The sequence below is a fragment of the Plantactinospora siamensis genome (assembly GCF_042434095.1).
Classification (GTDB): Bacteria; Actinomycetota; Actinomycetes; order Mycobacteriales; family Micromonosporaceae; genus KBS50.
In genome coordinates, this window is the sequence record NZ_JBHLUE010000002.1 from 511,718 (window position 1) to 535,984 (window position 24,267).

The window sequence follows — 24,267 nt, forward strand, 5'->3', positions numbered from 1 at the left end:
GCACGCCCTGTCGCCGGACGGACTTACCCGGATCTCGTGCGCGGCAAGCCCGGGACCGGGCCGGCCGCGGCCCGGCCCGGTCGGCGGGCCGCCCGCCTGCGCGACGGCGGGCCGCCCGGGCGCTCGACGGCGGGGCAACCCCGCGATGCCGGCCGGGAAACCCGCTGCATAGGGTCGCCAGCATGACTGATCGCTTCGTGGTCGTCGGCGCCGGCACCATGGGCCTCGGCATCGCCTACGTGGCCGCCGGGGCCGGTTTCACCGTGGAACTGGTCGAGGTGGACGCCGGTCGGGCCGAGGCCGGGACCGCCAGCCTGCACCGGCTCTGGGACTCCGCGGTGCGTCGCGGCAAGCTCTCGGCGGCCGAGGCCGACACCGGCCGGGACCGGCTCGCCGTCCGGCAAGACCTGGCCGAGACGGCCGAGGCGCCGGCGGTGACCGTGGAGGCCGTCCCGGAGCGGCTCGACCTGAAGCGGGAGGTGCTGGCCGCGGCCGAGGCGCGCGGGCCGCTCCTGCTGGCCAGCAACACCTCCAGCATCCCGATCGCCGAGCTGGCGACCGGGCTGCGCGCCCCGGACCGGCTGCTCGGGCTGCACTTCTTCAACCCGGTCTGGGCCATGCCGCTGCTGGAGATCGTGGTGGGCGCGGCCACCGCGCCGGACCGGGTCCGGGACGCGGTTGCGCTCGCCGGCCGGCTGGGCAAGGACCCCATCGTGGTACGTGACCTGCCCGGCTTCGCCACCTCCCGGCTCGGTGTGACGCTCGGGCTGGAGGCCATCCGGATGGTGGCCGACGGGGTGGCCAGCCCGGCCGACATCGACAAGGCCATGGTGCTCGGCTACCGGCATCCGGTGGGTCCGCTCGAGCTCACCGACCTGGTCGGCCTGGACGTCCGGCTCGACATCGCGCGGACCCTCCAGCGGGCGTACGGGGACCGCTTCGCCCCGCCGCCGCTGCTGGCCGAGATGGTCGCCGACGGCCGGCTGGGCAAGAAGTCCGGGCAGGGCTTCTATCGCTGGGAAGGCGGAACGAAGGCATGAGCGAGCGGGTTGGCAGCGTGCGGGTGGAGCGCCGGCCGGACCGGACCGTGGTCACGCTCGACCGGCCGGCCCGGCGCAACGCCATCGACGCGGAGATGGTCGCCGCGCTGCACGAGGTCTGCGCCGAGCTGGAGGCCGAGCCCCGGCTGCTGCTGCTGACCGGAGGGACCGACGGGATCTTCGCGGCGGGCGCCGACATCGGTCAGCTGCGCGAGCGGGGTGTTCGGGACGCGCTCGCGGCCATCAATTCCGCGATCTTCGCCCGGATCCGGGCGCTGCCGCTGCCCACCGTGGCGGCCGTGGACGGGCCGGCGCTGGGCGGCGGCGCCGAGCTCGCGTACGCCTGCGACCTTCGGGTGTGTACGGCCCGGGCGGTGTTCGGCCAGCCCGAGGTGCGGTTGGGCATCATCGCCGGCGCTGGCGCCACGCACCGGCTGCCGGCGCTGGTCGGCGAGGCGCGCGCCAAGGAGCTGCTCTTCACCGGCCGGCGGGTGGAGGCGGCGGAGGCGCTCCGGATCGGCCTGGTCAATCGGGTGGTAGCGGAACCGGACGAGCTGCCGGCCGCCGCGCACGAGCTGCTCGACGAGATCGCGAAGGCCTCGTCGCTGGCCCTGCGGCTGACCAAGCTCGCCGTGGACGCGCCCGCGGCCGCGCATCCGCAGCTGGACCTGGTGAGCCAGGCGGTGCTGTTCACCGACGCGGAGAAGCACCGTCGGATGACCGAGTTCCTCGACCGGCGCCGGGACCGGTGACCGCGCCGGTCCCGGCGATCGTGCGGGTCAGTGCCGGATCTGCACGCCCGCCGCGGTGAGCGCCTTGATGACCTGGGCCGACTCGCCGAAGCCGATCACGAGTACGGCGTCCGCGCCGAAGCTCTTGATCTCCTTGGCGCCGGCCGAGAAGTCCAGGGTCGACGTGGCGGGGTTCTCCGGCGGGTCGTAGGTCACCAGCTTGAGCTTGTCCTCCCCGATGCCGGCCTTCTCGAGCTCGGTGCGGACGTATCCCTGCAGGCCCTCGCCGTAGGCATCCTTCCGGGCGACCAGCGCGATCTTGTGTGGACCGTCCCGCAGGATCACATCGGCCAGGGCCCGACCCTGCAGGATGTCGGACGGAGCGGTCCGGAAGTAGAGGCCCTTGTCGTCGGGGCTGCTGAGGCCGGCGTCGGTGTTGCAGGGTGAGAACAGGACGATGCCCGCGGCCACCACGTCGGGCAGGACCGCCCGGGAGATGCCGGACGCGCCGGCCCCGATGATCACGTGTACGCCCGCGGCGATGTGCCTTGCCACGGTCTCCTTGGCGACCTTCGGGTTCGTCCCGTCGTCCCCGTCGATCCACTGCACCGGGTCGCCCAGCACCCCGCCCGCGGCGTTGACGTCCTTGATCGCCAGCTTCGCGCCGGCGATCAGCGGCGGGTAGGCGAGGGCCAGGTCACCGGTCTTCGGCAGCAGGCCGCCGATTTTCAGCGGGGACCCGTCCTTCTTGTCGTTCTTGCCGCCCTCCTGCTTCTTCGGCGCCGGCGGCGCGGCCGTGCTGGCCGCGGACTCGTCGCCGGCGCCCACGTACTCGGTCTTCCCGTCGTCGAGCTGGTCCGAGTCGTTGAAGTGCAGCGTTCCGTAGCTGGCCGTGGAGGGCTCGCCGGCCGCCGTGAAGCCGCCCCGGGTGAGCGACGCTCCCCGGTATTCGACGTCCACTCCGGACCGCGCCAGCTTGAGGCACTGGGCGGCCGAGTCGCAGCGCTCTCCGGTGAGGGTCACCCCGTTGATCTGCTGGGCGATCTTGGCCGGGTTGGTGGTGCCGGCCAGCTGGGCGGCGATCGAGCTGATCACCACGGCGTCGTACGTCTCGGCGGCGTAGAGGAAGTCGTTGAGCTTCGGATCCACGGTGCGCAGCCGGCTCTTGAAGTCCTGGGACAGCGGGGTGAGCGGGGTGGTGCCCTTCATCCCGGACAGCACGCCGGCCTGATCGGTGAACTCCTTGCCGAAGGAGTTCTGCATGTTGCCGTCCGTGCCGTAGAGCCGAACCTGAGGGGCGGGCGTGCCGGCCTCCTTGTCGTCCTTGTCGCCGCACGCGGTGGCGGTCAGCGCCAGGACGGCGCACGCGGTCAGCGCGACGCCCCGGGTCAGACGGGGAACAAGCATGGGTCCGTCCTTTCTCCCCTGAAGTCCGGTGCGCACCATAGCGTGCCGAAGCGGTCGGGTGTGATAGAGGCCGCAGGGAAGTTTCGACGCCCACTCGGGCCGCGCCCGACCGGACGGTTCCGCTGCGCGGGTTGACGGGGAGGAATACTGTTCGGCACGTGACGGATCTGCCTCCGGAAACCCTCGACGACGCCGCCGCCGTGCTGCGCTCGGCCCTGTCCGGCGACACCGCCGCCGTGGAGGGCGCCTTCGACGCCGTGCTGGACCGGTCCGGGGTGGTCGGGGCGTACGACGTGGCCTGGTGCCTGGCCGCCGCCATGGTGCCCGCCGAGGCGCCCAGCGGGTCCTGGACGCTGGACTTCCCCGGCATCGAGCAGGCCCGGTACGACGCGCGGTGGGTGGCCCGGTTCGTCAGCGCGTACGCCAACTGTGACGTGCCCACCGCCGAGGCGCTGTTCGGCGCGGCGCTGGCCGACGGACAGCTGCCGGACTGCCTGCTGACCCTGGCCGGCTCCGCCGGGGCCACCCTGCGCCGCCGGACGTAAGGAAGGGCCCCTTCCTATCGTTTTCGGTATAGGAAGGGCCCCCGGTTAACCGCGCGGTGGCCCGGCCGCCGCCCCGGCCGGGTCGCCCGGGTGCTCAGTAGGCGGTGTCGGAGATCAGCGGGTCGTACTGGAAAAAGTTGTTCGAGAAGCGGACCCGGAAGTGCGCGCCGTCCCGCACGTTCGTTGCCACGACGTAGAAGCCCGACTTCGCGGGCAGGTAGGTCCAGTAGTTGCAGTTGTTGGTCTTGTCGACGAAGACCACGCAGGCGTTGGTGCTGAACACGCTGTCGTTGCGCACGTTGATGTCGAGACAGCGGGTCGAGGCGGTGAAGGTGCCCACCTCACCGCCCCAGCCACCCTGCTGGAACACCCGGTGGGCGGCGCCGTCGTAGCAGCCGGCGAGGGTGGCGGCGGCCAGGTTGGCGCCGCCGGATTCGAGGTCCGGTGCGGCCTGCGAGGCCTGCGCGGCCTGCGGGAAGAGTGCCATCGTGGTGACCAGGGGCAGGGCCGCGCCCAGCAGCACCCGGGCGGAGGATGGGGACATGGTGCCTCCGAGTGGGGAAGGGTCAAAACATCGATGATCATATCTTTTCGCGCGGCGCTGCGGCAGCCCCTCGTCGCACCCACGTGGTAGTTGTGGTGCCATGTCGGACGCGATCCTGGACAAGGTACGCAAGTTGCTGGCCAAGGCCGAGGACCCCGGTTGCACGGCCGAGGAGGCGGCGGCGTTCACGGCCAAGGCCACCGACCTGATCGCCCGGTACGGGGTGGACCGGGCGCTGCTCGCCGCCCGCAACCCGGAGACCGACCCGGTCGGCGACCGGGTGCTCGAGATGCTGCCGCCGTACGCGCTGGACAAGGCGGGACTGCTGGCCGGGGTGGCCGGTTCGCTGCGCTGCCGGTCGGTCCGCCGCCGGTCCGGACCGGGTCGCTTCGACATGCACCTGTTCGGCTTCACCAGCGACCTGGATCGCGCCGAGCTGCTCTTCACGTCGCTGCTCGTGCAGGCCGCGCACGGGCTCGCCGGGACGCCCGTGCCGCTCGACGAGCATCCCGCGGCATTCCGCCGATCCTGGCTGGCCGGCTTCACGGCCGCTGTGGCCCACCGGCTGCGCGCGGCCGAGACGGCCGCCGCGGAGGACTCTGGCAAGGCGCCGACGATGGCCTTGGTGCTGGCCGACCGCTCCGGCCGGGTGGACCGGCGACTGGCCGAGGCCTACCCGCGGACCAGCACGGCGGGCGCCCGACGGCTGGTGGGCGGCGGCAGGGGACTCGGCATCGCGGCCGGCCGCCGGGCCGACCTGGGTGACCCACGGCTCACCGGATCGGCCGGCGGGCGCCGCGGCGTGACGGGCTGATCGCCCGGCCAACCGCCGTCAGGGCACCCGCAACATGTCGGCGTACCGGCCGAGCAGCTCCTGCCAGCCGGCGGTCAGCGCCTGCAGGTAACCCTGCGCGTCGTCGCCGTGCCGGTCGAAGCCGCGGTGGTCGAGCTCCACCAGGGTCCGCACGTCGCCATCGGGGACGAACCGCACCTCGATCTCGCTGGCCTGGCCCGGGTCCGGCACCGGCACCCGGTCGGGACCGATCTGCCAGGTGAGCACCAGGCGCTGCGGCGGGTCCCAGACCAGCACCCGGCCGAAGTCCGTCCGGAAGCCGTGCGGCCCGATCTCGTACGCCATCCCGTCCGGCCGCGGCTCGATGCCGATGTCCGCCAGCGCGGCGGGCCCGGACCAGGTGTACTCCCGTACCCACCAGTCGGCGAACCGTTCGGTGAACGCCGCGAAGGCGATCGCCGGCGGCACCGGCACGTGAATCCGGCAGTGCAGGGAGAAATCGGCGGCGTCCGGCCGGACCTCGGGGAGTTTGATGGCGCCCTGTCCCATAGGCCCGGACCATACCGGCCGGTTCTGGGAAGTTACACCTTGGCGATCATTTCGGAACGACAACGGCGGCTCAGGAAACCTTGGCGACGATCTCCACGAGGTTGCCGTCCGGGTCCCGCAGCAGCGCGTTGCGGTTGCTGTTGCCGGAGTCGCGCGGCGGCCGGACCGCCGGCGCCCCGGCCGCGGTCAGCATCGCGAAGGCCGCGTCGACGTCCCGGGTCCACACCACCAGCGCCATGGCGGGCCGGCCGGGTTCGGCGGTCACCCCGTGCGCCCGGGCGGCCGCCTCGACCGTGCCGAGCCCCAGGGTGAAGCCGTCGAGCCGCAATTCGACGTGCTCCGGGACCCCCTCGGTGGGCGTCCGGAACGTCTCGGCGAACCCGAGCAGGTCGCGGTAGAACCGGATCGCCGCCTCGATGTCGGCGGTGTACACGTTGACGAGTGCCGATTCGAACATGCGTACACCCTAGCGGCGGTAGAGCTGCGGCAGGGGCCCGGGCACAAGCAAGAGCGCCGACCGGCGTTTCCGCTGGTCGGCGCTCTAATAGCCCGGCGAAAGGCTATGTGGCCAGGGGCGGGGTCGAACCGCCGACCTTCCGATTTTCAGTCGGACGCTCGTACCAACTGAGCTACCTGGCCGGGTTTGCTCGGGTCATGCTACCCGCTTGGCGGGCCGGCCGCCGAACGGGTTGCTGCACCCGTAAACGCAAACCGCCGCGCGATGATCGCGCGGCGGTCGGCGCTGTGCGGTCCTGACGGGACTTGAACCCGCGACCTCCGCCTTGACAGGGCGGCGAGCACTCCAACTGCTCCACAGGACCTTGCTGACCGGCTGGGCCGGGTGTTGCGTGCCCCCAACGGGATTCGAACCCGTGCTACCGCCTTGAAAGGGCGGCGTCCTGGGCCGCTAGACGATGAGGGCGGCCCCGCAATCATTGCACATGTTGCACATGACAACTCAGCGGCTGTGCTCCCATCCGGCCCCGCCGGAAGCTTGGAAAGCATACGTGATGCCCCGCCGCCCGACCAAACCGGTACCCCCGAAGCCGGGGGCACCGGTCGCCGCGCGGCGCTCAGCGGAGCTGGACGAGGCCGTACCGCTGCTTGAGCCAGGGGATGACCGCCGGGCAGGCGGCGACGGTCCCGCTGCGGTTCCCGCCGCCGTCGTGCATCAGCACGATGGCCCCGGGGTGGGCGTGGTGCTCGACGCTGGCCACGATCGCGGCCTTGCCCGGGCTGCGCCAGTCCTGCGGGTCGACGGCCCAGTGCAGCGGGCTCATCCCCAGCTCCTTGACCACGGCCAGTTCCGGGGTCGTCCACTCGCCGCCGGGCTGCCGGAAGAACTTGATCGGCGCGCCCGGCGCGGCCTTGTGGATCGCGTCGTTGGTCCGCAGGAGGTCGGCGCGGATCGCGGCCGGCGACTGCCGGCCGAGCCGCAGATCGTGCGACCAGCTGTGGTTGCACAGCGTGTGGCCCTCGCGGACGATCCGGGCGACCAGCTGCGGATATTCCTGTGCCTTCACCCCGATCAGGCAGAACGTGGCCTTTACCTGGGCGGACTTCAGGTAATCCAACACCCTGGGGGTCCAGGTCGGCTGGGGGCCGTCGTCGAAGGTGAGCGCGACGGCCCGTACCCCGGTCGAGTGGCGGGCGGCTCGAATGGCCGCCAGGTCCGGCTTGGTCGGTCCGGGCCGACTCACGGTCTTTGGCGGCGCGGCCGGCTTGCCGCCGGGCTTGGCCGGCTTGCCACCGGGCTTGGCCGGCGGCCGGGCGGCCGTGGGGCTCGGCGCCGCACCGGCGCCGGCCTGGCCGGCCCGGCCGTGGCTCGCCGTCGCGGTCGGGCCATGGGTCGGCGCGGGTCCCGGTCCGCCGTCTCCACCACAGGCTCCGGCGAAGAGCGCCAGGAGCAGGAGCAGCGCGACCGGAGCGCGATTAGGCATCAACGTCTCCGAGGGGGTATCGGAAGCTCGGCGAAACGGACGTTAGCGCATCGATGCCGCCCGTGTCTGCCTCGGATTCGTCACCGGGCGGCTCACCTGCGCTTGCTCCGTCCGCACGAGGTGCGGGGTCCAGTCGAGGTTAGCCGGCCGCCGGCCGGTCGGTCGAGTCGCGTACCGCGGTGGTGAGGCTGACGGCCTGGGCGAGGTCGCCCGGCCGGACCACGCCCGGCGGCAGCGTCTCGGGACGCCATCCGGGTCCGGCCGCCAGCAGCAGCAGCGGGCGGTGCGGACCGGCCAGCACCTCGGCCAGCTGGGCCGGATCCGACGTGGCGCGGTCGTGCGACCAGACCACCACGGCCACCGGACCGGTCCGGGCGATGGCCCGGACCAGCGCGGCCGGCGGGACCCGGGCGCCGAGCATCCGGCACGGCACGCCGGCCTCGGCGAGCGCCGCGGCAAGCGCCTCCAGCGGCAGCGTGTGCTGCTCCTCGTCGGCGCAGGCGAGCAGGATCTGCGGCGCTCCGCCGGCGGCGCCCGGCCGGGGCACCGCGGAGAACGCCTCGGAGATCGACCGGCTGAGCAGGTGTTCGACCTCGATGAGCCCGCCCCCGGTGAGGTGCCGCAGGCCGATCCCGGCCAGGACGGGCCGCAGCAGCCGATCCCAGGAGTCCACCACGCCCCGGGCGGAGATCGCCCGGTCGATGGCGGACCGCACGCCGGTCTGGTCCAGCCGCATGGCGGCCCGGGCCAGTCCCTGGGCGGCCGGTCCGGACCGGCCCAGCGGGATGGACGGCCCGGGCGCGGCGGCGCGGGCCCCGGACCGGCGCCGTCCGGACGGCGTACCGGCGCCGGACCGCGAGCCGTCCGGCTCGTACGGGTTGGGCACCCGGCGGGCCCAGCGGGCGGCCTCGGCCGGACTCACCCCGTCCGCGGTGAGCCGGCGCATGATCTCGAGCCGGGCCAGGTCCTCCGCCGTGTAGCGCCGGTGGTGGCCCGGGACGTGCTGGCTCGGGCCGAGGCCGTAGCGCTGATGCCAGGTCCGGAGCGTGGTGACCGCCACACCGAGCCGGCGGGCCACCACGCCCGCGCTCAGCACCTCATCGGCCACCCGACCGCTCCACCACCTCGCCGGACAGTTCCACACCGGTCCGTTCCGGGCCGGCGGGCCCAGCGGACCGGAGCAGCTGCTGGAGGACCCCGGAGAACCACGGCGCGTACGCGTCGGGCCGGGCGGCCAGGTCGGCCGCCACCTCCGTCGGATCCACCCAGCGGACCTCCGCCACCTCGTCCGGATCGGGATCGGCCTCGATCCCGGCCGGCGCCTCGGCGCGCAGCACGTGGTCGTACTCGAACTCCACCCGACCGGTGGCCGGGTCGTCCGCGCGGTACAGATGGACCCCGCACTCGGTCAGCGCGGCCGGCGGGAGGCCCAGCTCCTCGCCGAGGCGGCGGTTGGCCGCCTCGGCCAGCGGCTCCTCCGGCGCCGGGTGGCCGCAGCAGGAGTTGGCCCAGCGCAGCGGGAAGCGGGTCTTCCGTGCCGACCGGCGCTGCAGCAGCAGCCGCCCGTCGCCGTCGACCAGGAACACCGAGAAGGCCCGGTGCAGCCGGCCGGGTGGCTCGTGCGCCGCGCGCACACTGGTCTCGCCCACCGGCGTACCGTACTCGTCGACCAGCTCGACGAGGTGATCCTCCCGGGACGTCATCGCGCACCCCCGGTGATCCGGCCGGCCGCGAGCTTGCCGGAGATGAGCACCATCGGCACTCCCACGCCGGGCTGGGTCCCGGATCCGACGAACACCACGTTGGACAGTGTGCGATGCAGGTTGCCCGGGCGGAACGGGCCGGTCTGGAACAGGCTGTGCGCCGCCGCGAACGGCGTACCGGCGGCCATCCCGGCGTCGGCCCAGTCGGCCGGCGTGACGGTGTGCAGCACCTCCACGCCGTCGGCGAACCCGACGTATCCCCGCTCCTCCAGCGTGCGCATCAGCTCGTCCGCGTACCTGCGGTCCAGCCCGCCCCGCCAGTCCAGCGGGGCCCGGTCCAGGTTCGGCACCGGCGCCAGGACGTAGTACGTCTGCCGGTCCGCCGGGGCCGCCGAGGGATCCGTCCGGGTCGGGTTGGTGACCAGCAGGGACGGGTCGGACATCAGCTGACCGTGCCGGATCACCTCGGCGAAGGTGCGCCGCCACGGCTTGCCGAAGTGGATGTTGTGGTGGGCGATCTGCGAGTATGCCTGGCGGGAGCCGACGTGCAGCACCACGCAGGACGGCGAGTAGGTCAACCGGCGCGTCCGGGCCGGCGGCAACAGATCCCGGTACGCCACCGGCAGGTCGGGGTTGAGCACGACCACGTCGGCCGGGATCCGCTCCCCGTCGGCGGTCAGCACCGCGGTGGCGCGCCCGGCGGACGTCTCCACCCGGGTCACCGTGGTGCCGTACCGGATCTGCACGCCGTGCTTCTCAGCCGCCCCGGCCAGCGCGCGCGGCACGGCGTGGATGCCGCCGCGCGGGAAGCTGACCCCGGCCACCGAGTCCAGGTAGGCGATCACCGCGTAGATGGCCAGCGCGTCCTGCGGGGCGAGGCCCGCGTACATGGCCTGGAAGGAGAAGATCCGGCGGGTCCGGGGATCCTTGAAAAACTGATCGATCTTGGTCTGCAGCCGCCGGAACGCGCCGTTGGTCAGCAGCCGGAGCAGGTTGCCGGTGATCAGGTCGGTCGGCGCGTCCAGGTTGCGGTCGATGAAGTCGGTCCGCTCCAGCCGCCACAGCTCCCGGGCGTAGTCGACGAACCGCAGGTAACCGTCGGCCTCCCGGGGACCGCAGACCCGGGAGATCTCGCCGGCCATCCGCACCGTGTCGGTGATCACGTCCAGCGTCGAGCCGTCCGGGTAGTAGGCCCGGTACGCCGGGTCCAGCGGGGTGAGGTCGAGCCAGTCGCTCAGCTCCTCGCCCACCGCGTCCAGCGCCTCGGCGATCAGCTCGGGCATCGTCAGCACGGTGGGACCGGTGTCGAACTCGTACCCGTCGAGCGCCAGCCGGCCCGCCCGGCCGCCCGGGACCGGTTCGCGTTCCAGCACCGTCACCTGCCGACCGCTGCCGGCCAGGTGCAGCGCGCAGGCCAGGCCGCCGAGACCCGCGCCGACCACGACCACGTGGTCCGTCCGTCCGGTCACCGTCCGCACGTCATCACCTTCCTCGATCGCAGTTGTCAGGCTCGCCGCTGAGTCGCGGAGACGGCGAGTTCGCCGAGCGCGTGCCGCGCGGCCGGGTCGATCGGGGAGCTGTCCAGCGCCGTGAGGGCCTCGTCGACCCGGTCGGCGATCAGGCGCTCGATCCGGTCCACCGCGCCGGTGGCCCGGACCACCTCGGCCAGTTCGCGCACCGACCCGGCCGAGCCGCCATCGGGTGCCGCGGAGCCGTCCGGCGCCGTCGAGCCGCCCGGGGCCGCGGAGTCGGCCGGGGTGGGGCGTACCCCGTCCAGGACGGCCCGCTGGGCCGGCGTGGCCAGCTCGCGGGCCAGCATGAGCAGCCCGGTGGGCTTGTTCCGGAGCAGGTCCTCGCCGGCCGGCTTGCCGGTGGTGCGGGGGTCGCCGTACACCCCGAGGAGATCGTCGCAGAGCTGGAAGGCCTCGCCCACGGCCAGGCCGTACCGGTGGTACGCCGCCGCCAGCGGGCCGTCCCGGCGCAGGTCGGCCAGGGCGGCGCCGAACAGCAGCGGGCGCTGCACGGTGTAGCAGGCGGTCTTGTAGCGGGCCACCCGCATGGCCCGGTCCAGTGACCAGGAGGACACGGCCGTCTCGCTGAGCACGTCGAGGTATTGCCCGGCGACCGTCTCGACCCGCATCTGGTCGTAGCACCGGCGGGCTTCCAGGATCGTCGCGGCCGGCAGGTTGGCGTGCCCCAGCAGTCGGTCGGCCCAGACCAGGCACAGGTCGCCGACCAGCACGGCGGCCGCCTCGCCGAAGCGGTCGCCGTCGCCGGTGCGGCCCGCGGCCGCGTGCTGGGCCGCCAGCGCGCGGTGCGCCGAGGGCCGGCCCCGACGGGTGGCCGAGGCGTCCATCACATCGTCGTGGACCAGCGCGAACGCGTGCAGCAGCTCGAGCGCCGCCAGCGCCGGCAGGACCGGGGCGACCGGCTCCGAGCCGCCGACCACGCCACGCCAGCCCCAGTACGCGAACACCGGGCGGATCCGCTTCCCGCCGGCCAGCACGGCGTCCTGGGCGGTCCGGCCGAAGTCGCCGGCCGCCGGGTCGATCTCGTCGAGCGCGCCCACCTCTCCGGTCAGGAAGGCGGTCAGCGTGGCCTCGATGGCGCCACGCACGGCGAACGGCCGTTCGGCCTGCCGGGACACCCGGGGGTCGCTCGGCTGGGGGTGCTGGCCCGGCACGGTGCGGATCAGGGGAATCGCGTTACCCGCAACGGCTTCGTTGGCCACGACCGCGAGCGTACCCTAAGCTTAGTTCTTGCGTCGATTGGTGCGTCGATTGACCAGCCCAGGGGGACGGAGCGGAACCGGTGGACACGGATCTCGGTGCGGCCTATCAACGCTGCCGTGAGCTGCACAGACGGCACGGCCGCACCTACTATCTCGCGACCCGGCTGCTGCCGGGGTGGAAACGCCGTCATGTGCACGCCCTCTACGGCTTCACCCGCTACGCGGACGAGATCGTGGACCGCACCGAGGACCTGCCCTCGGCCGAGCGGGCCGCCCGGCTGTCCGCCTGGTCCGAGCGCTTCCTGGCCGGCCTGCACGGAGCCCCGGTCGACGACCCGTTGCTGCCGGCCGTCCTGCACACCATCGCCGTCTTCGACCTCGACCGCGCCGACTTCTCCGCCTTCCTGCGCAGCATGGCCATGGACCTGACCGTGGGCTCATACCCCCGCTACGACGACGTACTCGACTACATGGAGGGCTCCGCGGCGGTCATCGGCACGATGATGCTGCCCATCCTCGGCAGCGCCGATCCGGCCGCCGCCCGGGAGCCGGCCCGGCAGCTCGGCTTCGCGTTCCAGCTCACCAACTTCATCCGGGACGTGGCCGAGGACCTGGAGCGCGGCCGGACGTACCTGCCGGACGAGGACCTGGACCGGTTCGGGGTGCGCCGGGACGACCTGGTCGAGGCCGCCCGGCGGGGAGCGGCCACACCGCCGATCCGGCAACTGATCGAGTACGAGGTGACCCGCGCGCAGGCGCACTACGCCGCCGCCGCGCCGGGGATCCTGCTGCTGGAGCCGGCCTCGCAGGCCTGCATGCGCACCGCCTACGCGCTGTACGGGGGCATTCTCGACGAGATCGCCGCGGCCGGGTTCGACGTCTTCGCCCGCCGCGCGGTGGTGCCCAACCGGCGCCGGATGGCGGTCGCGGCCGGCTCGCTGCTGGCCCGGACCGGCGCCCCGGTCGGGCTGCCCGGCCCGGTCCCGGTGGCGGCGTGACCGAGGAGTCCGGATGACCCGTACGGCGGTCGTGCTGCTCACCCGCGACCTGCGGTTGCACGACCAGCCGGCGCTGGCCGCGGCCTGCGCCAACTTCGCCGAGGTGGTGCCGCTCTTCGTGCTCGACCCGGCGCTGGCGGGGCTGGCCGTCAACCGGCACCGGTTCCTCGCGCAGAGCCTCGCCGACCTGCGCGAGTCGCTCCAGGCCCGGGGCGGCGACCTGGTGCTGCGCCGCGGCGATCCGGTGGCCGAAACGATCAAGGTGGCCCGCGCGGTGGACGCCGCGGGCGTGGCCCTGTCGGCGGACGTCAGCCGGTACGCCCGGCGCCGCGAGCGCCGGCTGGCCCGGGAGTGCGAGCGGCACCGGATGTCGCTGCGGCTGTTCCCCGGCGTGACGGTGGTCGACCCGGGCGCGCTGCAGCCGGCCGGCGGCGACCACTTCAAGGTCTTCTCGCCCTACCACCGGGCGTGGCTGGCCAGCGACTGGCGCACCGAGGTGAGCACCCCGAAGCGGATCACCCTGCCGCCGGACGTGTCGCCCGGCCGGCTGCCGGGCGAGCCGCGGGGCGGGTCGCCGGACGTGGTCCCCGGCGGCGAGCGGGCCGGCCGGGACCGGCTGCGCGGCTGGCTCAAGATCGAGGACCGGTACGACGACCTGCACGACGACCTGGCCGGCGACGGCACCTCGCGGCTCAGCCCGTACCTGCGGTTCGGCTGCCTGTCGCCGCTCGCGGTGGCCCGCTCGGTGGACCGCGCCGGCCCGTTCGCCCGGCAGCTGGCCTGGCGGGACTTCAACTACCAGACCGCGCTGGCCCGGCCGGACCTCGCCGAGCAGCCGCTGCGGCCGCGCTCGCCGCGGGAGTGGCGGCACGACGAGGCCGCCCTGGCGGCCTGGTCGCAGGGGCGGACCGGGGTGCCGATCGTGGACGCCGGGATGCGGCAGCTGCGCGCCGAGGGGTGGATGCACAACCGGGCCCGGCTGATCACCGCGTACTTCCTGACCCGGAACCTCGGCCTGGACTGGCGGTCCGGCCTCAAGGTGTTCGGCGACTGGCTGGTCGACGGGGACGTGCCGAACAATGCCGGCAACTGGCAGTGGGTCGCCGGCACCGGCGCGGACACCCGGCCGAACCGCGGGTTCAACCCGATCCGCCAGGCCGAACGCTACGACCCCGACGGCGAGTACGTCCGGCGCTACGTCCCCGAACTGGCGGACGTGCCGGAACTCGCCGGCAAGGCCGTGCACCAGCCGTGGAAGCTACCCCCCGAGACCCGCCGCCGCCTCGACTACCCACCCCCGCTGGGGATGTAAGGAAGGGCCCCTTCTTATCGTTTTCGGTATAGGAAGGGCCCCCTCTTAACACCTCCTAACGCCTCGGCCCGAAGGCTGGCAGCCGGCGATCTCCTCGGGCATGCTGGCCGGGTGACGGAGACGCGGGTTGACGTGGTGGTACTCGGGCTCGGCGTGGGCGGCGAGGAGGTGGCCGGCAAGCTCGCCGAGGCCGGCCTCACCGTCGTCGGCATCGAGGACCGGCTGGTCGGCGGCGAGTGCCCGTACTGGGGCTGCATCCCGAGCAAGATGATGATCCGCGCCGCCAACGCGCTGGCCGAGACCCGCCGGGTGGCCGAGCTGGCCGGCCGGGCGACCGCCGAGCCCGACTGGGCCCCGGTGGCCAAGCGGATCCGCGAGGAGGCCACCGACAACTGGAACGACGAGGTGGCGGTCCGCCGGTTCACCGACAAGGGCGGCCGGTTCGTCCGCGGCCGGGGCGTGCTGGACGGCCCGGGCCGGGTCCAGGTCGGCGACGACGTGTACGTGGCCGGGCGCGGCATCGTGATCGGCACCGGCACCACCGCCTCGGTGCCGCCGATCGACGGCCTGGCCGGCACGCCGTACTGGACGAACCACGAGATCATCGAGTGCGACGAGCTGCCGGAGTCGCTCATCGTGCTCGGTGGCGGCGCGATCGGGCTGGAGCTGGCCCAGGTGTTCGCCCGGTTCGGGGTGCGGGTGCAAATCGTCGAGGCGTTCGAGCGGGTGCTGCCGATCGAGGAGCCGGAGGCCTCCGACGTGGTGGCCGAGGCGCTGCGGGCGGACGGCGTCGAGATCGTCACCGGCGCCAAGGCGGAAGGGGTGAGCCACGGCCCGGACGGCTTCGTCGTACACCTGGCCGGCGGCCGGGAGGCGCGCGGGGAGCGGCTGCTGGTGGCCACCGGGCGGCACGCCGGGCTGGCCGAGCTCGGCCTGGACAGCGTCGGCCTCGACCCGCGCCAGCGATACCTCGTACCGGACGAGCGGATGCGGGTGGGCGAGCGGATCTGGGGGGTCGGCGACGTCACCGGGCAGGGCGCCTTCACGCACGTGGCGATGTACCAGGCCGCCATCGTGGTGCGGGACGTGCTGGAGCGCGGCGGCCCGGGCGCCGACTACCGGGCGCTGTCCCGGGTGACCTTCACCGACCCGGAGGTCGGCGCCGTCGGGCTGACCGAGCGGCAGGCCCGGGAAAGGGGCCTGAACGTTCGGGTGGCGGTCAGCCCGCTGCCCGAGTCCACGCGCGGTTGGATCCACAAGGTGGGCAACGCCGGCTTCATCAAGCTGGTGCTGGATGCCGACCGGGGCGTCCTGGTGGGCGCCACCTCGGCCGGCCCGGCCGGCGGCGAGGTGCTGGGCTGGCTCAGCGTGGCCGTGCACGCCGAGGTGCCGGTCGAGACGCTGCGCAACATGATCTTCGCGTACCCGACGTTCCACCGGGCCATCGAGGACGCCCTGCACCGCCTGGACTGACACAGCCCTGCACCGCCTGGACTGACACAGGGGTGACGGCGCGCCGGTCAGGCCGGTGGGGCGGGCTCGCCGTGTCGGCCCGCGCCGGCGGCGAACCGGGCCGCCCCGGCCGCCGCGTCGGCGGCCAGCGACGCCATGCCGTAGCCGAACTCGTCGGCCAGCGCGGCCGCCTCGGGCCGGCCGGCGGCGTTCAGCACCGACAGCCGGTCGTTGCGCAGGCACGTCTGCGGCAGGGCGGCGAGCTGCGCGGCCAGCTCCTCGGCGCTGGCCCGGGCGCCGCCCGGCGGCGCCAGCCGGTTGACCAGACCCATGTCGTACGCCTCGGTGGCCGGCACGGGCCGGCCGGTGAGGATCAGGTCCATGGCCCGGCTCTCGCCGATCAGCCGGGGCAGCCGGACCGTGCCGCCGTCGATCAGCGGCACGCCCCAGCGCCGGCAGAACACCCCGAGCACGGCGTCGGACTCGGCCACCCGGAGATCGCACCAGATCGCCAGCTCCAGGCCGCCGGCCACCGCGTACCCGGCGATGGAGGCGATGACCGGCTTGCTGAGCGCCATCCTGGTCGGGCCCATCGGGCCGTCGCCGCTCGGCTCGACGCGGTTGCCGCGCGGCGTACCCAGGGCCTTCAGGTCGGCGCCCGCGCAGAACGTGCCGCCGTCGCCGTGCAGCACCGCGACGGCGGCCGCGTCGTCCGCCTCGAACGCCCGGAACGCGTCGGCGAGCGCCCGCGCGGTCGGCCCGTCGACCGCGTTGCGCCGCTCCGGATGATCGAGGATCACCGTGGTCACCGGCCCGGACCGCTCCACCCGTACGCCCATCGCCCGAGTGTAAGGAAGGGCCCCTTCTTATCGTTTTTTGTAGAGGAAGGGTCCCTTCCTAACCGCCAGCGGCCCGTCCCGCGTCAGAACGCCTCGTCGAGCGCCACCCGCCCCTCGACCGCCACCTGGTACGCCGACACCCGCCGCTCGAAGAAGTTCGTCAGCTCCTGGACGTCCTGAAGCTCCATGAACGGGAACGGGTTGGCCGAGCCGTACTCGGCCGGCAGGCCAAGCCGGGCGAGCCGCTGGTCGGCGACGTACTCCAGGTATCGCCGCATGTCGGCGGTGTTCATCCCGGGCAGCCCGTCGCCGCACAGGTCGTGGGCGAACGCCAGCTCGGCCTCCACCGCCTCGCGCAGCATGTCCCGGACCTGCCCGGCCAGGTCCGCGTCGAACAGGTCCGGCTCCTCCCGGCGTACGGTGTCGACCACCGCGAACGCGAACTCCATGTGCATGGACTCGTCCCGGAACACCCAGTTGGTGCCGGTGGCCAACCCGGGCAGCAGGCCGCGGGAGCGCAGCCAGTAGACGTACGCGAACGCGCCGTAGAAGAACAGCCCCTCCACGCAGGCGGCGAAGCAGATCAGGTTCAGCAGGAAGGACCGCCGGTCGGCGCGGCCGTTCAGCCGGCGCAGCTCGCCGATCGAGTCGATCCACCGGAAGCAGAACTCGGCCTTGTCCCGGATCGACGGGATGTGCTCGACGGCCGCGAACGCCCGCGCCCGCTCGTCGGGGTCGGGCAGGTACGCATCGAGCAGTGTCAGATAGAACTGGACGTGCACGGCCTCCTCGAACAGTTGCCGAGACAGATACAGCCGGGCCTCCGGCGCGTTGACGTGCTGGTAGAGGTTGAGCACCAGGTTGTTGGCCACGATCGAGTCGCCGGTGGCGAAGAACGCCACCAGCCGCCGCACCAGGTGTCGCTCGCCGTCGGTCAGCCGCGCCAGATCCGGTACGTCTGCCGCCAGGTCGACCTCCTCCACCGTCCAGGTGTTCCGGATGGCGGCCCGGAACCGCTCGTAGAACTCCGGGTACCGCATCGGGCGCAGGGTGAGATCCATGCCGGGATCGAGCAGCAGGTTCACTGGCACGCCTCGCAGTTCTCCGGGTTCTCCAGCGAGCAGGCATCGGCCGGGGTGTTAACAGGGGGCCCTTCCTCTACAAAAGGCGATAACAAGGGGCCCTTCCTTACGGTGGTCTGGGTGATGCGGGTGGCGGGGCGGGAGCGCAGGTAGTACGTCGTCTTGAGGCCGGACCGCCAGGCGTAGGCGTACATCGAGGAGAGCTTGCCGATGGTGGGCGCCGCCTGGAAGAGGTTGAGCGACTGGCTCTGGTCGACGTACGGCGCCCGGGCGGCGGCCAGGTCGATGAGCGCCTTCTGCGGCAGCTCCCAGGCGGTGCGGTAGCGCAGCTTCAGCTCGTCCGGCAGGTCCAGCCCCTGCACCGAGCCGTCGGCCTGCTTGATCGCGTCCCGGGTGGCGGCGGTCCACCGGCCCAGCCGCTTGAGATCGGCCACCAGATGCCGGTTGACCTGGAGGAATTCCCCGGAGAGGGTCTCCCGCTTGAATACGTTGGACACCAGCGGCTCGACACATTCGGCACAGCCGGCGATCGACGCGATGGTGGCGGTGGGGGCGATGGCCACCAGCAGCGAGTTGCGCAGCCCGTGCCGGGCGATCTTCGCGCGGACCGCGGCCCACGCCGCCGGCCTGGCCGGCCGGGCGTCCGGCCAGTGGTCCGGGTGCAGCACCCCGCCGGCCGCCCGGGTCAGCGGGTACGCCGGGTGCGCGCCGCGGTCGGCGGCCAGCTCGGCCGAGGCGTCGTACGCGGCCAGCGCCACCTCCTCGGCGATCCGGGTGGACAGCGCGGCCGCCTCGGCCGAGTCGAACGGCAGGCGCAGCGCGCCGAACACGTCGGCCAGCCCCATCACGCCCAGGCCCAGCGGCCGCCACCGCCGGTGCGCCTGCTCCGCCTGCGGGGTGGGGAACCAGTTGCGGTCGATGGCCCGGTCGAGCGCGGCCACGGCCAGCCGTACGGTCCCGGCCAGGGCGGCGTAGTCCATGCCGTCCGGGCCGAGGTGGGCGGCCAGGTTCACCGAGCCGAGCGTGCAGACCGCGGTCTCCGCGTCGCTGGTCACCTCCAGGATCTCGGTGCACAGGTTGGAGTGGTGCACCACGCCACCGCCGTTGCCGACCTGGTTGCAGGTCCGGTTCGCCGCGTCCTTGAACGTCATCCAGCCGTTGCCAGTCTGCGCGAGGGTGCGCATCATCCGCGCGTACAGGCTCCGCGCCGGCAGGGTCCGGACGGCCCGGCCGGCCTTCTCGGCGGCGCGGTAGGCCGCGTCGAACTCGGCCCCCCACCTGTCGACCAGCTCCGGTACGTCCTTCGGGTCGAACAGCGACCATTCGGTGTCGGCCTCGACCCGGCGCATGAACTCGTCCGGCACCCAGTTGGCGAGGTTGAGGTTGTGCGTCCGCCGCGCCTCGTCACCGGTGGAGTCGCGCAGCTCGAGGAACTCCTCGATGTCGGCGTGCCAGGTGTCCAGGTAGACGCAGGCCGCGCCCTTGCGCCGGCCGCCCTGGTTGACCGCCGCCACGCTGGCGTCCAGCGTCCGCAGCCACGGCACGATGCCGTGCGAGTAGCCGTTCGTGCCCCGGATCAGCGAGCCGCGGGACCGGACCCGCGACCAGGAGATGCCGATCCCGCCGGCGAACTTCGACAGCTTCGCCACCTGGGCGTACCGCTCGTAGATCGATTCCAGCTCGTCCCGCGGCGAGTCCACCAGGAAGCACGACGAGAGCTGCTGGTGCCGGGCGCCCGCGTTGAACAGGGTGGGCGAGCTGGGCAGGTAGGCCAGCCGGGCGAGCAGTGGATACAGCTGCGCCGCCTGGGCCGGTGTCTCCGCCAGCGCCGCGGCCACTCGCAGGTGGAAGTGCTGGGGGGTTTCCAACACCCGTCGCGTCACCGGGTGCCGCAGCAGGTAGCGGTCGGCCAGCGTACGCAGCCCGAAGTACTCGAAGCGGTCGTCCGCCCCCGCGTCGAGCAAGCCGTCCAGCTCGGCCGCGTGCCGGGCCACGAACGCGGCGAAGCCCGGGTCGAGCAGTCCCTGCGCGTCGGCCGCGGCCACCGACTCGGCGAAGGTGCGGATGTCCTGCGCGGCCGTGTCTCGCCGGAGCTGGTCGGCGAGCAGCCGGGCGGCGAGCCGGGAGTACTGCGGCTCCTCGCCGATCAGCCCGGCCGCGGCCGAGATGGCCAGCTCGTTGAGCTCGGCCGGGTCGGCGGTCCCGGTGTGGCCGGACCGGACCGGGCCCAGCAGGCGTTCCGGGTCGACGTCCGGCAGGTCGCGCCGGTGCCGGTCGATGGTGGCACGCAATTCGTCGAGGATGGATCTGACCATGGTGGCGGTCGGTGGCACGTGGGCTCCTGATCCGGGCCGGGCGGCCCCGGTTGGTCGGGGCGGCAGGCCCCGGTTCGGCTGGGGACGGAGCCTCGCGGACGGCGTGCCGGCACGCCGGATCGACCGCCGGTCGGTGAGCCGGCGGTTGAACAGGACGTCTCGACAGGCCCCCCGCGAGGCCCCGAGGATGATCCGTGCCGGGCGGGCTGCCGGGCACGGGTTGCTGGTAGGTCTTCGGACTCGCGGGCCGGGCGACGGCTGGGTGCCGCGCCTGCCTACTGACCGTCGCTTCCCGGCCCCGTCGGGCCAGTGCTCATGACGGCGGTCGTTCCCGCTCACCGCTGCGGGGCAGTCCCGGATTCGCACCGGGTTCCCTGTTGGACGGCCGGCCCTGGCTGGGCACGACACCGCCTGCCCACCCGCGCGCCGACTTGCGTGCACGAGTGGACCAGCAACGCCCTTGATCCTAGATGTAGGGGCGCCCTCGACGTCAACACACCAGATGTCGTGGCGTGTCGGCGCGGGCGCGTCGGTCGGGGCAGGCCGTCCGTGCTGCTGTCCCGGATCCGGCCCGGACGCGCCGCCGGTCCGGTTTGCCGGCGCGCCGGAGGGGAATGGCAACCAGATGCGTGAGGTGCTGGCAAGGCTTGAGCAGGCGTCCGGGCTGGACGCGGTCGGTGAGCGCGCCCAGCGCTCGGTGTGGGCGGTGTTGCGGTCCCAGCGGATCCGCGACCTCCTGCACGGCGTGTGGCTCGGGCATCCGCTGCACCCGGTGATGGTGCAGGTGCCGGTGGGCGCCTGGACGAGCGCCGCCGTCCTCGACCTCATGCCGGGGCAGCGGCGCGCCGCCACCACCCTGGTCGCGGTGGGCACCGCCAGCGCACTGCCGGCCGCCGTGGCCGGCTGGAACGACTGGGCCTCGCTCTCCACCGAACAGCGCCGGGTCGGCCTGGTGCACGCCGCGGCCAACATCGTGGGCGTGACCCTGTACGCGGGCTCGCTGACGGCCCGGCTGGCCGGCCGGCACGGCGCCGGCCGGCTCCTCGCGTTCCTCGGCCTGGCCTCCGCGGGCGGCGGCGCCTACCTGGGCGGCCACCTGGCATACAAGCAGGCCGCCCAGGTCAACCACAGCGTGACCGAGATGCACCGGCTGCCCGAGGACTGGCGGGCGGTGGCCGACCTCGACCAGATCCCGGAGGGCTCGCTGGTCCGGCGGACCGTCGAGGACGTGGACGTCGTCGTCTACCGCGACGGCCCGGACGTCACGGTGCTGCTGGACCGCTGCGCGCACCTCAGCGGCCCGCTCAGCGAGGGCGAGGTGACCAAGGTGGACGGTCAGGCCTGCGTCGTATGCCCATGGCACGGCAGCACGTTCCGGCTCGACAACGGCGAGGTGGTGCACGGGCCGGCGGCCACCGACCAGCAGATCCTGCCGACCCGGGTCTCGGACGGCGTGCTGGAGGCCCGCCTCCCCTGACCGGCCGCGCCGCCCGCCCGCGCCCCGCCCCCCCGTGGCCGCCTCAGCCGTGGAACCGGCGGTGCCGGCCCGTCTGCCCGGTCGACCCGCCCGGTGGGCCGGCTGCCGGTCCCGGATGGCCGGCCGGGCGACGAAGCCCGAGCATGGCGCCGATCTGCGCGCCGACCAGGGCTGCCACCGTCAGCACGGCGGACACCGCGAGCGGCCGGTTCAGCGCGCCCAACCGCTCGGCCCGGGCGGCGCCGGCGGACAGCGCCGGGGTGTCGCGCCCGGACGAGGCGTCCGAGACCCCGGTGGACGATCGGGCGCCCGACGCGGACCGGGACGGCACGGGCGGCCGCGCCGGGGTCGTCGGCCGGGCCGGGTTGCGGCGCGGCGCCGGCGCCGTGCCACCCCGGGCCGCCGCCGGGCCGATCAGCCGACCGTTGGCGTGCGGCCGCTGGCCGCGATCGACCGCGTCCCGGGGCAGCCGCAGCTGCTGCCCGGCCGCGATGCGGTCCGGATCCCGCAGCTCGTTGAGCCGGCTGATCTCCGGGTAGCGGCGGAAGTCGCCCAGGTAGCGCTCGGCGATCCGGCCCAGGTAGTCGCCGTGCGCGACCCGGTACACCGGCGGGGTGGCCGCGCCGGCGGGGCGGGACACGACCGCCCGCCCGGTTACCGACCGCGGGTCGTGCGCGTCGGCGAGCCGGGTCTGGTATCCCGTCGCCGGCTGCACGTGTGGCAGCCCCGCGGCGACGTGCCCGAGCCCGGCCTGCCCGAGGCCGGAGACGCCCGGCGGGCCGGCCGGTTGGGCCGGCGCGGCCGCGATGGCCGGCTGCGCGGCCACGGTGGCCGCCATGGCGGCGGCCGGGCTGGCGGCCAGGATGAGGGCCACCGAGCCGACCAGGGCGGCCGCCGCCCGCTGCTGGCGACCCATTCCGGGCAGCCGGGGAGCCGGCCGGCGCAGCAGCCGGGCCGGCAGCTCCACCAGTACGGACAGCGTGAACGTGGCCCAGCCGGCCCAGCCCAGGATGGCCAGCGTCCGGAGGAACAGCTCGCCGTCGTCCCGGCTGGTGAGGGTGGCGCCGAGCTCGGTCAGCGTCGGAACGTGATCCGGCAGCGGGTCGCCGGCGAGGGTGAGCAGGGCGATCGGCGCGCCGCCGAGCAGGGCGGCGAGCACCACCAGCGCACCGAGGCCGGTGAGGACCTGGCCGGCCCGCCGTCGGGCGGGCGAACCGGATGGAGCCATGGCTGCGTTCCTTCCTAGGGCACGTCCTCGAGTTGTGCGGTGGCCTCCGCGTGCTGCCGGAGCGTGTGCCACCCGAAGAAGCTGAGCAGGACCGGCCGGTAGTCCAGGTCCACCCGGGCGGTGAGCTGCCGGCCGCCGCTGCCGGCCGGCACCTCCGCGGACCCCCGGGCGCCGGCCTCCCTGATGTACGTCTCGGCCGCGGCCTCGGCGCGGCGCCGGTCGAGCACCTTGGCGCCGCCACCGATGGCCGAGCCCTCGTCGATGGCCTGGCCACCCGTCCGGGCCGCCTCGGCCGCGATGCTGCGCGCCCGGTGCAGCGCGAAGAGCTGCCCGGCGCCGTCGACCGACAGGCCGATCACCAGGAACACGGCGAGCAGGGTGATGGCCAGGAAGATGCTCACCCGGCCGGCGTCGTCGCCCCGGCGGCTCACTGCCGCCCCCGAAACCGGTCGATGGGGGAGACGAAGTCGCGGACCACCGTGATCCGGCCCGGCGTGCCGGGCATCCACAGGTCGGACAGCGGGACCGTGCACCGGACGGTGGCCACCACGAAGACCAGCTCACCGACCCGCCACGGGTCGAAGGCGTCGTCCAGGGTGATGTCGCGTCCGTCCGGGAGCCGGCCGGTGAGGGTGACCGAGGCGGCGGGCGAACATTGGATCCCCTCGTCGGCCAGCACCTCCGCCACCCGCCGCCGACCCTCGGCCATGGCATCCTCCCGGGTACGCGCCACCGACGCGGCCCGGGCCGCGTCGTGCGCGGCCGAGTCCACCACGCTGCGGGCCACCGCGGCCCGTCCGGCCGTCACGGCCAGCCCGAGCAGCAGGATGAACACCGGCGCGAGGATGGCCACCTCGACGGTGACCGAACCCCGCTCGGCCCGGCGTCCGCGCCGGCTCAGCCCCATGATCATCCTCCGGTGGTGATCCGCTCGACGGGACCGTGCGCGGTCTGCGCCACCCGGATGTCGATCCCGGGCAGCAGCCGCAGCACGTGCCCCTCCACCCGGGCGGTCACCTCGGTCCCGGTCTTGTCGACGTGCGCCTGCGGCCCGGTGAGCCAGCCGGGGGCCGTGCGCGCGTAGTCCAACGCCACCTGCTCGCCCTGGGCGGCCGTCCCGCCCTGGTAGGTCCGGGCGCGCTCGACGGCCTCCTCAGCGGCCGTGAAGGCCACCGTCCGGGCCAGGAAGTACGCCGCGGCCTGGATCGACATGATCAGCAGGAACAGCACCATCGGCAGCAGGATGGCCAGCTCGACGGGCGTGGCGCCCCGGTCCCGGCCCGCGGGCGCGCCGGACCGGCCGGTCGGGATCCCGATCCGGCGGCCCGGCAGCGACCACGGGAGCGTCACTTCGAGGCGGGATTGCTGCCCGCGCCCGGGATGAGCGCGTCCCAGCCCCGCACGGCCGCCGCAGCCGCGCCCAGGATGGTCAGGGCCATCACGGCCAGCCCGGCGATGATGATGGCGGTGGGCACCGGGCTGTCGCCCCGATCGGACTCGGTCCGCAGCTCGACGATTCGGGCCTGGACCGCGGCGTACAGGTAGTGGACGAGGGGCATGGGGAGACACCTTTCTTGTGGC

25 protein-coding genes, 3 tRNA genes and 1 riboswitch are annotated in these 24,267 nt (G+C 73.9%); of the genes, 8 read left to right on the forward strand and 20 right to left on the reverse strand.

The genetic code is table 11. The features are described from left to right. Positions 1–182: 182 nt before the first annotated feature. Together ACFFHU_RS03935 and ACFFHU_RS03940 are read left to right on the forward strand one after the other, a co-directional pair. Positions 183–1,040, forward strand: coding sequence for a 3-hydroxyacyl-CoA dehydrogenase family protein (locus ACFFHU_RS03935; protein ID WP_377335723.1), 858 nt, complete (start codon positions 183–185; stop codon positions 1,038–1,040). After that, positions 1,037–1,792: an enoyl-CoA hydratase/isomerase family protein gene (locus ACFFHU_RS03940; protein ID WP_377335725.1), complete on the forward strand. Its 756-nt coding sequence runs from the start codon at positions 1,037–1,039 to the stop codon at positions 1,790–1,792. The genes ACFFHU_RS03935 and ACFFHU_RS03940 overlap by 4 nt, the downstream gene beginning before the upstream one ends. 27 nt (positions 1,793–1,819) lie before the next feature. Here ACFFHU_RS03940 and ACFFHU_RS03945 read toward each other — a convergent pair whose 3' ends face one another. After that, positions 1,820–3,178, reverse strand: a complete 1,359-nt coding sequence (locus tag ACFFHU_RS03945; RefSeq protein WP_377335727.1) for an ABC transporter substrate-binding protein — start codon at positions 3,176–3,178, stop codon at positions 1,820–1,822. A 158-nt stretch (positions 3,179–3,336) separates the two neighbouring features. Between ACFFHU_RS03945 and ACFFHU_RS03950 the strand changes: the two genes are divergently transcribed. After that, positions 3,337–3,723, forward strand: coding sequence for a hypothetical protein (locus ACFFHU_RS03950; protein WP_377335729.1), 387 nt, complete (start codon positions 3,337–3,339; stop codon positions 3,721–3,723). A gap of 94 nt (positions 3,724–3,817) precedes the next feature. On the opposite strand, the gene ACFFHU_RS03955 is transcribed toward ACFFHU_RS03950, so the two are convergent. Continuing rightward, positions 3,818–4,267, reverse strand: coding sequence for a hypothetical protein (locus ACFFHU_RS03955; protein WP_377335731.1), 450 nt, complete (start codon positions 4,265–4,267; stop codon positions 3,818–3,820). Positions 4,268–4,367: 100 nt separating this feature from the next. Here ACFFHU_RS03955 and ACFFHU_RS03960 point away from each other — a divergent pair, with 100 nt between their 5' ends. Beyond that, positions 4,368–5,081: a DUF2786 domain-containing protein gene (locus ACFFHU_RS03960; protein WP_377335733.1), complete on the forward strand. Its 714-nt coding sequence runs from the start codon at positions 4,368–4,370 to the stop codon at positions 5,079–5,081. Positions 5,082–5,099: 18 nt separating this feature from the next. Here ACFFHU_RS03960 and ACFFHU_RS03965 read toward each other — a convergent pair whose 3' ends face one another. From ACFFHU_RS03965 to ACFFHU_RS04010, 10 genes are all read right to left on the reverse strand, one after another. Continuing rightward, a complete protein-coding gene (locus ACFFHU_RS03965; RefSeq protein ID WP_377335735.1) occupies positions 5,100–5,609 on the reverse strand; it encodes an SRPBCC family protein in 510 nt (169 codons plus the stop codon). A 70-nt stretch (positions 5,610–5,679) separates the two neighbouring features. Next, complete coding sequence (locus ACFFHU_RS03970; protein WP_377335737.1) at positions 5,680–6,066, reverse strand: VOC family protein; 387 nt, start codon at positions 6,064–6,066, stop codon at positions 5,680–5,682. A gap of 108 nt (positions 6,067–6,174) precedes the next feature. After that, positions 6,175–6,248 (reverse strand) — tRNA-Phe (locus ACFFHU_RS03975). 108 nt (positions 6,249–6,356) lie between these two features. Next, positions 6,357–6,430, reverse strand: a tRNA-Asp gene (locus ACFFHU_RS03980). Between the two features lie 28 nt (positions 6,431–6,458). Continuing rightward, a tRNA-Glu gene (locus tag ACFFHU_RS03985) sits at positions 6,459–6,531 on the reverse strand. Positions 6,532–6,682: 151 nt separating this feature from the next. After that, positions 6,683–7,549, reverse strand: a complete 867-nt coding sequence (locus ACFFHU_RS03990) for a polysaccharide deacetylase family protein (protein WP_377335739.1) — start codon at positions 7,547–7,549, stop codon at positions 6,683–6,685. Positions 7,550–7,688: 139 nt separating this feature from the next. Next, positions 7,689–8,657, reverse strand: a complete 969-nt coding sequence (locus tag ACFFHU_RS03995) for a MerR family transcriptional regulator (RefSeq protein ID WP_377335741.1) — start codon at positions 8,655–8,657, stop codon at positions 7,689–7,691. Further along, a complete protein-coding gene (gene idi, locus ACFFHU_RS04000; RefSeq protein ID WP_377335742.1) occupies positions 8,647–9,252 on the reverse strand; it encodes an isopentenyl-diphosphate Delta-isomerase in 606 nt (201 codons plus the stop codon). Before idi ends, ACFFHU_RS03995 begins: the two co-directional genes overlap by 11 nt. Further along, positions 9,249–10,730 carry a phytoene desaturase family protein gene (gene crtI / locus ACFFHU_RS04005; RefSeq protein ID WP_377335744.1) on the reverse strand — a complete coding sequence of 494 codons (1,482 nt, stop codon included), beginning with the start codon at positions 10,728–10,730 and terminating at the stop codon, positions 9,249–9,251. The genes idi and crtI overlap by 4 nt, the downstream gene beginning before the upstream one ends. Before the next feature lie 26 nt (positions 10,731–10,756). Beyond that, positions 10,757–11,983: a polyprenyl synthetase family protein gene (locus tag ACFFHU_RS04010; protein WP_377335746.1), complete on the reverse strand. Its 1,227-nt coding sequence runs from the start codon at positions 11,981–11,983 to the stop codon at positions 10,757–10,759. Between the two features lie 80 nt (positions 11,984–12,063). Here ACFFHU_RS04010 and ACFFHU_RS04015 point away from each other — a divergent pair, with 80 nt between their 5' ends. From ACFFHU_RS04015 to ACFFHU_RS04025, 3 genes are all read left to right on the forward strand, one after another. Next, positions 12,064–12,981: a phytoene/squalene synthase family protein gene (locus ACFFHU_RS04015; RefSeq protein WP_377335747.1), complete on the forward strand. Its 918-nt coding sequence runs from the start codon at positions 12,064–12,066 to the stop codon at positions 12,979–12,981. A 13-nt stretch (positions 12,982–12,994) separates the two neighbouring features. Further along, on the forward strand, positions 12,995–14,293 hold the full coding sequence (locus ACFFHU_RS04020) for a cryptochrome/photolyase family protein (protein WP_377335748.1): 1,299 nt from the start codon (positions 12,995–12,997) through the stop codon (positions 14,291–14,293). A 111-nt stretch (positions 14,294–14,404) separates the two neighbouring features. After that, positions 14,405–15,766: a dihydrolipoyl dehydrogenase family protein gene (locus ACFFHU_RS04025; protein ID WP_377335750.1), complete on the forward strand. Its 1,362-nt coding sequence runs from the start codon at positions 14,405–14,407 to the stop codon at positions 15,764–15,766. Between the two features lie 47 nt (positions 15,767–15,813). On the opposite strand, the gene ACFFHU_RS04030 is transcribed toward ACFFHU_RS04025, so the two are convergent. The 3 genes from ACFFHU_RS04030 to ACFFHU_RS04040 all read right to left on the reverse strand — a co-directional run bounded on the left by ACFFHU_RS04030 (position 15,814) and on the right by ACFFHU_RS04040 (position 19,981). Further along, the gene (locus ACFFHU_RS04030; RefSeq protein ID WP_377335752.1) at positions 15,814–16,584 is read right to left on the reverse strand and encodes a crotonase/enoyl-CoA hydratase family protein; all 771 of its coding nucleotides are present in this window, start codon (positions 16,582–16,584) and stop codon (positions 15,814–15,816) included. An 83-nt stretch (positions 16,585–16,667) separates the two neighbouring features. Next, entirely contained in the window at positions 16,668–17,645 is a 978-nt protein-coding gene (locus tag ACFFHU_RS04035) for a ribonucleotide-diphosphate reductase subunit beta (RefSeq protein WP_377336054.1), read from the reverse strand. A gap of 20 nt (positions 17,646–17,665) precedes the next feature. Next, positions 17,666–19,981: a ribonucleoside-diphosphate reductase subunit alpha gene (locus tag ACFFHU_RS04040; protein WP_377336057.1), complete on the reverse strand. Its 2,316-nt coding sequence runs from the start codon at positions 19,979–19,981 to the stop codon at positions 17,666–17,668. A gap of 228 nt (positions 19,982–20,209) precedes the next feature. Then, a riboswitch (cobalamin riboswitch) is annotated at positions 20,210–20,357 on the reverse strand. Between the two features lie 249 nt (positions 20,358–20,606). Here ACFFHU_RS04040 and ACFFHU_RS04045 point away from each other — a divergent pair. Next, entirely contained in the window at positions 20,607–21,458 is an 852-nt protein-coding gene (locus ACFFHU_RS04045; RefSeq protein ID WP_377335754.1) for a Rieske (2Fe-2S) protein, read from the forward strand. 43 nt (positions 21,459–21,501) lie between these two features. On the opposite strand, the gene ACFFHU_RS04050 is transcribed toward ACFFHU_RS04045, so the two are convergent. The 5 genes from ACFFHU_RS04050 to ACFFHU_RS04070 are packed head-to-tail and all read right to left on the reverse strand — an operon-like array spanning position 21,502 to position 24,245. After that, positions 21,502–22,686 (reverse strand): LysM peptidoglycan-binding domain-containing protein, encoded by a 1,185-nt coding sequence (locus tag ACFFHU_RS04050; RefSeq protein WP_377335756.1) that lies wholly within the window; start codon positions 22,684–22,686, stop codon positions 21,502–21,504. Between the two features lie 14 nt (positions 22,687–22,700). Beyond that, complete coding sequence (locus ACFFHU_RS04055) at positions 22,701–23,117, reverse strand: hypothetical protein (RefSeq protein ID WP_377335758.1); 417 nt, start codon at positions 23,115–23,117, stop codon at positions 22,701–22,703. Then, complete coding sequence (locus tag ACFFHU_RS04060; protein ID WP_377335760.1) at positions 23,114–23,593, reverse strand: TadE/TadG family type IV pilus assembly protein; 480 nt, start codon at positions 23,591–23,593, stop codon at positions 23,114–23,116. The genes ACFFHU_RS04055 and ACFFHU_RS04060 overlap by 4 nt, the downstream gene beginning before the upstream one ends. A 2-nt stretch (positions 23,594–23,595) precedes the next feature. Beyond that, positions 23,596–24,036 (reverse strand): TadE/TadG family type IV pilus assembly protein, encoded by a 441-nt coding sequence (locus ACFFHU_RS04065; RefSeq protein ID WP_377335762.1) that lies wholly within the window; start codon positions 24,034–24,036, stop codon positions 23,596–23,598. Further along, positions 24,033–24,245, reverse strand: a complete 213-nt coding sequence (locus ACFFHU_RS04070) for a hypothetical protein (RefSeq protein WP_377335764.1) — start codon at positions 24,243–24,245, stop codon at positions 24,033–24,035. Before ACFFHU_RS04070 ends, ACFFHU_RS04065 begins: the two co-directional genes overlap by 4 nt. Between the last annotated feature and the right edge of the window lie 22 nt (positions 24,246–24,267).